5 protein-coding genes are annotated in these 8,522 nt (G+C 60.7%); 2 read left to right on the forward strand and 3 right to left on the reverse strand.

From position 1 onward, the window contains the following. Positions 1-111: 111 nt before the first annotated feature. Positions 112-3,939, reverse strand: a complete 3,828-nt coding sequence (locus ACO6VD_RS24375; RefSeq protein ID WP_422422518.1) for a sensor domain-containing protein — start codon at positions 3,937-3,939, stop codon at positions 112-114. Positions 3,940-4,206: 267 nt separating this feature from the next. On the opposite strand from ACO6VD_RS24375, the gene ettA reads away from it, so the two are divergent. Then, the gene (ettA, locus tag ACO6VD_RS24380; RefSeq protein ID WP_422422519.1) at positions 4,207-5,871 is read left to right on the forward strand and encodes an energy-dependent translational throttle protein EttA; all 1,665 of its coding nucleotides are present in this window, start codon (positions 4,207-4,209) and stop codon (positions 5,869-5,871) included. A 246-nt stretch (positions 5,872-6,117) separates the two neighbouring features. Further along, positions 6,118-7,455, forward strand: a complete 1,338-nt coding sequence (gene gdhA / locus ACO6VD_RS24385) for an NADP-specific glutamate dehydrogenase (protein ID WP_400171647.1) — start codon at positions 6,118-6,120, stop codon at positions 7,453-7,455. Here gdhA and ACO6VD_RS24390 read toward each other — a convergent pair. Further along, positions 7,452-7,949, reverse strand: a complete 498-nt coding sequence (locus ACO6VD_RS24390) for a GreA/GreB family elongation factor (RefSeq protein ID WP_422422520.1) — start codon at positions 7,947-7,949, stop codon at positions 7,452-7,454. The genes gdhA and ACO6VD_RS24390 overlap by 4 nt on opposite strands. A 66-nt stretch (positions 7,950-8,015) precedes the next feature. Further along, on the reverse strand, positions 8,016-8,372 hold the full coding sequence (locus tag ACO6VD_RS24395) for a hypothetical protein (RefSeq protein WP_422422521.1): 357 nt from the start codon (positions 8,370-8,372) through the stop codon (positions 8,016-8,018). Positions 8,373-8,522: the final 150 nt, after the last annotated feature.

Genomic DNA, 8,522 nt, shown 5'->3' on the forward strand with positions numbered 1-8,522 from the left:
TCAAGGATCGTGCTGAAATAGGCGGGCATTCTACCTCATCAGCTTTTGTCTGGCATATGAAAGGGCATCATGTCGCAGACAAATGGGGCTCATGAGCGACAAGCTGCAAACCTACTCGAACATGAACAGGGTTTCGTTGCTGAACTGCGCCTCGAACTGGTTGGCCGGCATCGGTCGTCCGAACAGGTATCCCTGCACTTCGTCGCAATCGTGCTCGCGCAGGAACTCCAGTTGCTCATGGGTTTCCACGCCTTCGGCAATCACCGCCAGGTTCAGGCTGTGGGCCATGGCGATAATGGCCCGGGCGATCTGCGCGTCCTGCTCACCTTCGGGCAAACCGTCGACGAAGGTGCGGTCGATCTTCAGCACGTCGATGGGGAACTGTTTGAGGTAGTTGAGCGACGAGTAGCCGGTGCCGAAGTCGTCGACCGCGATACTCAGGCCGAGCTTCTTCAGGCTGTCGAGGATCACCATGGCCTCGTTGACCTCGCGCATCAGGATACTTTCGGTCAGTTCCAGCTCCAGGCATGCCGGCGGCAGGCCGGTGTCCTTGAGGATGGTGGCGATCCGCGTGCCCAGCTGGCCGTCGGAGAACTGCCGTGCCGAGATGTTTACCGAGACTTTGGGTACCCGCAGTTTGGCCTGATGCCAGGCTTTGAGCTGGCGGCTGGCTTCCTTGAGTACCCAGTCGCCGACATCCACGACCAGGCCCAGTTCTTCGATCACCGGGATGAAATCGCCCGGTGGTACCAGCCCGCGACGCGGGTGGCGCCAGCGCAGCAGGGCTTCGGCACCGGTCAGGCGCTTGCCGTCGCCGCTGAACTGCGGCTGGTAATAGAGAATGAACTCGTTCTGTTCCAGGGCATGGCGCAAGTCGCTTTCCAGCTCCAGACGCTCCAGGGCGCTAGCGTTCATGTCGGCCTGGTAGAACTGGAAGTTGTTCTTGCCGCGCTCCTTGGCGTGGTACATGGCCGTGTCGGCGTTCTTCATCAGTTGGCTGAGTTCACTGCCGTCCTGCGGGCTCAGGGCAATACCGATACTGGCGGTGACGAAGAATTCGCGGTTCTCCAGGACGAACGGCCGCACCAGGCTGCCGAGAATCTGTTCGGCGACATTGATCGCGCGGTTCAGGGCCATCTCGCGGGTTGCCCGCGGTTGCAGCAACAGGGTGAACTCGTCACCGCCCATACGTGCCACGGTGTCGTCATCATCGACGCAGTCGAGCAGACGCTCGGCCATGTCCTTGAGCATACGGTCGCCAGCGGCATGGCCGAGGGAGTCGTTGATCGGCTTGAAGCGGTCCAGGTCGAGGAACATCAGCACCACCCAGGCCTTTTGCCGTTCGGCCTGCTGCAGGGCGGTGTGCAGACGGTCCTGGAACAGCGTGCGGTTGGGCAGGTGGGTCAGGGCGTCGTAGTACGCCAGGCGGTGGATGCGCTGCTCACTGGCCTTGCGCTCGCTGATGTCGGTAAAGAAGCACACATAGCTGGCCAGGTCGCCCTCGTCATCGAGGACCGCGGTGATGCCGACCCAGGCCGGGTAGTGCTCGCCGTTGCGCCGCTTGAGCCAGACTTCACCTTCCCAGGTGCCGCGCTGGTTGAGTTGCTTGAGTACGTAGCGCAGATGGGCTTCCTGATGCTCGTCCACGGTCAACATGCCCGGTAACTGGTCGAGCACATCGGCGACGGCATGGCCGCTGACCCGGCTGAACGCTTCGTTGGCCTGGACGATATAGCCGGCCGGGTCGGTGATCAGGATGGCCGAGGTCGAGTGTTCGAATACCGTGGCGGCCATGCGCAGGTCTTTCTCGGCGCGGCGCTGCTGGCTGATGTCGCGGCCGACACCGAGGATCCCTTCGAAGCGCTCGTGATCGTCCCAGACCAGCACCAGGCGCAGCTCGATAGGAATCTTGCGGCCATCGGCGCGCAGGCAATCGAACAGGAACAACTGATTCGGCAGTTGCGTGCGCAATTGCTCCAGTTGCTCGGGGTCACTCAAGGCCCGATTGACTCGTTCGACCAGGTTGTAAATGCCGGTCAGCTGCGCCGGGTTGGCAATGGTCGAATGCCAGCCGTTGTCGAAGATCCACTCCACTTCATAGCCCAGCACCGCCTGTACCGAGGGGCTGACGTAGTTGAGCTCGAGCTGGCTGTCGGTGGAGAAAATCACGTCGCTGATACTTTCGGCGAGCATGCGGTAGCGTTGTTCGCTGTCACGCAACGACTCGCTGGCCTCGATCTGGTCGGTGACGTCCTTGCCCACCCCGATAATGCGCGTGACCACGCCGCTGCCATCGCGGGTCAAGGCTTGCTCGCGGATGTCGAAGCGACGCCAGCGCTGATCGTGGTGACGGAAACGCAGTTGACAATGCAGTTGCTCGACACAGCCGGTGTCGAGCAGCTGTTGGCGATTCTTGCGGTATAGCTCGGCATCGTCCGGGTGCAGGAGTATCTCCCAGAATCGCTCGCCCATCTGCGCCAGCTGGGTGCGGTCGTAACCCAGGGTGTAGCCCAGATTGCGATTGCTGAAGATCATCTGCTTGCTTTGCACATCCTGCACGTACAACTGATCGGGCACGGTACGCACGACGTCCGACCAGAAGCTTTCGCGCTCAAGCAACGACAACTCGACCTGCTTGCGGCTGGTGATGTCACTGATACTGAGAATCACCGCCTCGTAGTCACGACGCTGTTCGGGGAACTTCACCATCAACCACAGGTGCAGATCCTGGCCGCCAGCTACGGGCAGACGGACTTCCAGCTCCAGCTGCTGCTGGTTGTCCAGCACCGCCTCGAGCAATTGCACACCAATGCCTTCGATACCGGCATCATTGCCTTCGACCAGGCATTGCCAGGCTTCATTGCAGCAATTCACGCCCAGCAGTTGCAGGGCCACCTGGTTGACCTCGGTGATTTTCAGCTCTTGCAGCAAGACACGCCGCAGCGACCGGTCGAAGGCCAGGCGTTGCTGCAGCGCCTGACGGCTGCGTAGTCGATATCGCTCCAGCTGGCCGGGCAAACCGGAGAGATCGAGCACGCACAAGGCAACGCCGGTGCCTTCAAAAATATCGTGATAGCGGCGGCGGCTTTCCTGTAGCAGGCGATGCCGGCGGCGCATATTGATCAAGGCGAGCAAGGGCAGCAGGGCGCAGACCAGGCCCAGTACACATTTACCTATCAGGGCCGGCAGCAGCTGTTGGCGGGCCAGCCCGGCATCGAACAGGCCACGCAGTTGCCAGGTACTGTTGTCGAGAAACGCCAGCATCACACTTTGCAGCGGCTCGTCACTGCCCGGCGTGGGTTGGTGGCGATTGATAATCTCGGCGGTGCGGCTGTTTTCCAGCAGCCACAGCGGATGGTTTGCACGGTCCAGGTGCGACGTCAGTTCGCTGTAGTACGCCGCTCCCAGGCGTAGCAGCCAGTAGCCTGGCTTATCGCCGGGCTGGCGCAGCAACAGGTAAACCTGCCGATTGTCCGGCGTGTTGCTGTAGTAATAGTCACGGCCCTGGCTCAGGCGCAAAAGCTCTTCGACCGTACTGCGATCCGGAGTATCACCGAGGCTGTCGGCGAGGATGCCGCCATGCTCATCGATCCACACCAGGCTTTGCAGCGCGGGCATCCGCGCCTGTATTTGCGCGAGCACGCCTGGCAATTGGGCAGCACTGGGCGACGAACGGTAAGGCTGGACAATATTGTGTGCCACCTGGGCCTTGAGCGACATGTTCAAGGCCATGTGATCGGCCAGCTCGGCACTGGCATTGAGGCTGTGCTGGTACTGGTCGGCCTGGGTGTGGCGGTACTGGTCGACCAGTTGCCAGAGCAGCAAGCCGAGCAACAGCAGGACCAGCAGGGCCAGCGCGCTTTTCAACGAACCACGCAAGGTAGAGCCGGACGCGCTGGACGGTTTGCGCAGGGATGTCGGCTGAGAGAGATTGGTCAAACGATGATCCTGCGGTATGGCTGGATGGCAGGTTTAGAGCTGCTGGCGTGCAAGCGCCGCGGTCCTGGCGGCTACTCTGGTCAGGCACTATAAGCCCGACGCCCGCGGGGCGGCTAGCATGCCCGCAAACGTGGCAAAGTGCCAGCCCTGTTCGTCGGCGGTTTGCCCAACCAGGCGCATTACGGTAGCTTTGGCCCTTTCCAGGACGCTACGGCTTCCTTCATCTGTATCGCATTCATTTTTTCGTCTCTGACGCTAGGTTTTTCCATGGCTCAATACGTCTACACCATGCATCGGCTGGGCAAAGTTGTCCCGCCGAAGCGGGAAATTTTGAAGAACATCTCCCTGTCGTTTTTCCCCGGCGCCAAGATCGGCGTGCTCGGCCTGAACGGCTCGGGTAAATCCACCCTGCTCAAGATCATGGCTGGCGTCGACAAAGAGTTCGACGGCGAAGCCCGTCCGATGCCTGAGCTGAACATCGGTTACCTGCCTCAGGAACCACAACTGGATCCGACCAAGACCGTTCGCGAAGTGGTCGAGGAAGCAGTCAGTGTGATCAAGGACGCTCAAGCGCGTCTGGACGAAGTTTACGCAGCCTACGCTGAGCCGGATGCCGACTTCGACAAGCTGGCTGCCGAACAGGCCAAGCTGGAAGCCATCCTCCAGGCCAGCGACGGTCACAACCTCGAGCGCCAGCTGGAAGTCGCCGCCGATGCCCTGCGTCTGCCGGCCTGGGATGCCAAGGTCGAACACCTGTCCGGTGGTGAAAAGCGTCGTGTGGCCCTGTGCCGTCTGCTGCTGTCGGCCCCCGACATGCTGCTGCTCGACGAACCGACCAACCACCTGGATGCCGACTCCGTCGCCTGGCTGGAACACTTCCTCCACGACTTCCCGGGCACCGTGGTAGCGATTACCCACGACCGTTACTTCCTCGACAACGTTGCGGGCTGGATCCTCGAGCTCGACCGCGGCGCCGGTATCCCGTACGAAGGCAACTACTCGGGCTGGCTGGAAGCCAAGTCCGATCGTCTGGCCCAGGAATCCAAGCAGCAGTCGGCCCATGAAAAGGCCATGAAGGAAGAACTGGAGTGGGTGCGTAAAGGCGCCAAGGCTCGTCAGTCCAAATCCAAGGCCCGTCTGCAACGCTTCGAAGAAATGCAGTCGCAGGAATTCCAGAAGCGCAGCGAAACCAACGAGATCTACATCCCGGCCGGTCCACGCCTGGGTGACAAGGTCATCGAATTCAAGAACGTCACCAAAGGCTATGGCGACCGCGTCCTGATCGACAACCTGTCGTTCAGCATGCCAAAAGGCGCCATCGTTGGCGTGATCGGCGGTAACGGTGCCGGTAAGTCGACCCTGTTCCGCATGCTCATGGGCAAAGAACAGCCGGACTCGGGCAGCATCGAAATCGGTGAAACCGTGCAACTGGCCTGTGTCGACCAGAGCCGCGAAGACCTCGACGGCAGCAAGACCGTGTTTCAGCAGATCTCCGACGGTTCCGACCAACTGCGGATCGGCACCTACGAGATTCCGTCGCGTACCTACGTCGGGCGCTTCAACTTCAAAGGTGGCGACCAGCAGAAGTTCGTCAAGGACCTCTCCGGTGGTGAGCGTGGCCGTCTGCACCTGGCCCTGACGCTGAAAGAGGGCGGCAACGTCCTGCTGCTCGACGAACCGTCCAACGACCTCGACGTCGAAACCCTGCGTTCGCTGGAAGAAGCCCTGCTGGACTTCCCGGGCGCCGCCATTGTGATCTCTCACGATCGCTGGTTCCTGGACCGTGTGGCGACTCACATCCTGGCTTACGAAGATGATTCGCAAGCGGTGTTCTTCGAAGGCAACTACACCGAGTACGAAGCCGATCGCAAGAAGCGCCTCGGCGAAGCTGCTGCCCAGCCGCACCGGGTACGGCACAAAAAACTGGCATAACTCTGCGGAGTTTTGCACTGAAACGGGGCCTTAGGGTCCCGTTTTTTTATCGCGGGGCAAGCCCGCTCCCACAGGGATGGCCAGTACCTTGTGGGAGCGGGCTTGCCCCGCGAACATGTATACACTTATACAAATGCACCATTTAATTTCATAAAAACGACATCTCGCTCTGTTCCGGTGCGACTGGTTCTTGGTAGAGTCTGGAAAAAAACCAATAAGTCCAAATCTCTATCTGGTGAAGTGTCTATGATCGAATCCGTCGAAGATTTCCTGGCGCGCCTGAAACAGCGCGATCCTGCCCAGCCTGAGTTCCATCAGGCCGTCGAAGAGGTTCTGCGCAGCCTGTGGCCTTTCCTTGAGGCCAATCCGCATTACCTTCAGGCCGGTATCCTTGAGCGTATGGTCGAACCTGAGCGGGCCATCCTGTTCCGCGTGTCGTGGGTTGATGATGCGGGCAAGGTCCAGGTCAACCGTGGCTACCGTATCCAGATGAGCAGCGCGATCGGCCCATACAAAGGCGGTCTGCGTTTCCACCCGTCGGTGAACATCGGTGTACTGAAGTTCCTGGCCTTCGAACAGGTGTTCAAGAACTCCCTGACCTCGCTGCCTATGGGTGGCGGCAAAGGCGGTTCGGACTTCGATCCGAAGGGCAAGAGCGACGCTGAAGTCATGCGCTTCTGCCAGGCCTTCATGAGCGAACTGTACCGCCACATCGGCGCTGATCTGGACGTGCCGGCCGGTGATATCGGCGTCGGCGCCCGTGAAATCGGCTTCATGTTCGGCCAGTACAAACGCCTGGCCAACCAGTTCACCTCGGTACTGACCGGCAAGGGCATGACCTACGGCGGCAGTCTGATTCGCCCGGAAGCGACCGGCTACGGCTGTGTGTACTTCGCTGAAGAGATGCTCAAGCGTCAGGACCTGCGCATCGACGGTCGCCGGGTGGCGATCTCCGGTTCCGGTAACGTTGCCCAGTACGCTGCGCGCAAGGTCATGGATCTGGGCGGCAAGGTCATCTCGCTGTCCGACTCCGAAGGCACCCTGTTCTGCGAAGCTGGCATGACCGACGAGCAGTGGGATGCGCTGATGGAGCTGAAGAACGTCAAGCGTGGCCGCATCAGCGAGCTGGCCGAGCGTTTCGGCCTGGAGTTCCGCAAAGGCCAGACGCCATGGAGCCTGCCGTGCGATATCGCCCTGCCGTGCGCGACCCAGAACGAATTGAATGGCGAAGACGCCCGCACCCTGCTGCGCAACGGCTGCATCTGTGTGGCTGAAGGCGCGAACATGCCGACCACCCTCGACGCCGTGGATATCTTTATCGAGGCGGGCATCCTGTTTGCCCCGGGCAAGGCTTCGAACGCTGGCGGTGTTGCGGTGAGCGGCCTGGAAATGTCGCAGAACGCCATGCGCCTGCTGTGGACTGCGGGTGAAGTGGACAGCAAGCTGCACAACATCATGCAGTCGATCCACCACGCCTGCGTGCACTACGGTGAGGAAAACGGCCGGATCAACTACGTCAAAGGCGCCAACATCGCCGGCTTCGTCAAGGTCGCCGACGCCATGCTGGCCCAGGGCGTGGTCTAAGCCTCGGGAGTGATGGCGACGATCTCGATCGACAGATCTCCTGCCGGTCGTCGCCACACCACCTCATCACCGGGCGCAGCACCCAGCAGCGCCCGGCCCAGCGGTGATCCCCAGTTGATCAGGCCCTTGCCGGCATCGGCCTGATCTTCACCGACCAGTTGCACCTGATGCTGCTGGTTCTGTTCATCGATAAACGTCACCCGACTGCCGATCTGCACTTTGTCCGATGCGCTCGCCTTGGGAACAACCTGTGCGCTCTGCACGCGGGCAGAAAAGTAGCGCAGGTCACGCTCGGTATCGGCCAGGCGTTGCTTGTCGGCGTGCTCGCCCTGGGCCTGCAGCTCGTTGTGCAGGGCATTCAGCTCGCTGAGCCGCTGCTGCAACTGGGCCAAACCCTGGATCGTGACATAGTTGGGCTGTTCGCTGATCCTGCGCTCTACCGGCTGGTCAGCCTGGGCAGCAGCCTGGTCTTCGTTGACGAATGCTCGGCTCATGATGGCCTCCTTTCAGTGGAGACCATGCTGACAGATCATCCGTTGCATTGGCTGCCTGGTTGCGACCTATTTGCGTCGATAGGCGCGTGCGGCATCGCGGTCTTTTTCTTCCCGCCACTGATCGTCGCGTTCATCCCAATGACGCGCGCGGTAGTCCTGCAGGTCCTGGTTTTCCTGCATGGCGTGGCACTGACGGAATCCGTCGTCCCAGCCGGTTTCGTACTGGCGATTATGCAGATAGCGGGGCACGTCCTTGCGAAAGTCCCCGGCCATTACCCCGGCTGCCTGGCGACCGCTGCTGCAGCCGTCCTGGAAACCGTCGGCATAGGCGGGAGGGTAGCCCTGATTGATCAATTGCTCGTGGGTTGTCTGGCAACCTGTCAGTAACATCATTACGCTCAACACCCACCCACACCGCAGCATCTTCGGATTCTCCGCAAACTGTGGATAAGTCTAGGTGGGGAGTTGTCCGTGCTGTGTCAAAACGGTGTGAAGCTATCGCGGGGCAAGCCCGCTCCCACAGTGCTTGCGGGAGCGGGTTTGCCCCGCGGAAGGATTAGTAGTGATACCACT

Origin of the sequence: Pseudomonas sp. GZD-222 (assembly GCF_049310525.1) — a bacterium.
Taxonomy (GTDB): Bacteria; Pseudomonadota; Gammaproteobacteria; order Pseudomonadales; family Pseudomonadaceae; genus Aquipseudomonas.

What these genes read in the sequence shown, in the direction of transcription:
- ettA (WP_422422519.1), top strand. Translation starts at nt 4,207, where the DNA reads ATGGCTCAATACGTCTACACCATGCATCGGCTGGGCAAAGTTGTCCCG.
- ACO6VD_RS24395 (WP_422422521.1), bottom strand. Translation starts at nt 8,372, where the DNA reads ATGCTGCGGTGTGGGTGGGTGTTGAGCGTAATGATGTTACTGACAGGT.
- ACO6VD_RS24390 (WP_422422520.1), bottom strand. Translation starts at nt 7,949, where the DNA reads ATGAGCCGAGCATTCGTCAACGAAGACCAGGCTGCTGCCCAGGCTGAC.
- gdhA (WP_400171647.1), top strand. Translation starts at nt 6,118, where the DNA reads ATGATCGAATCCGTCGAAGATTTCCTGGCGCGCCTGAAACAGCGCGAT.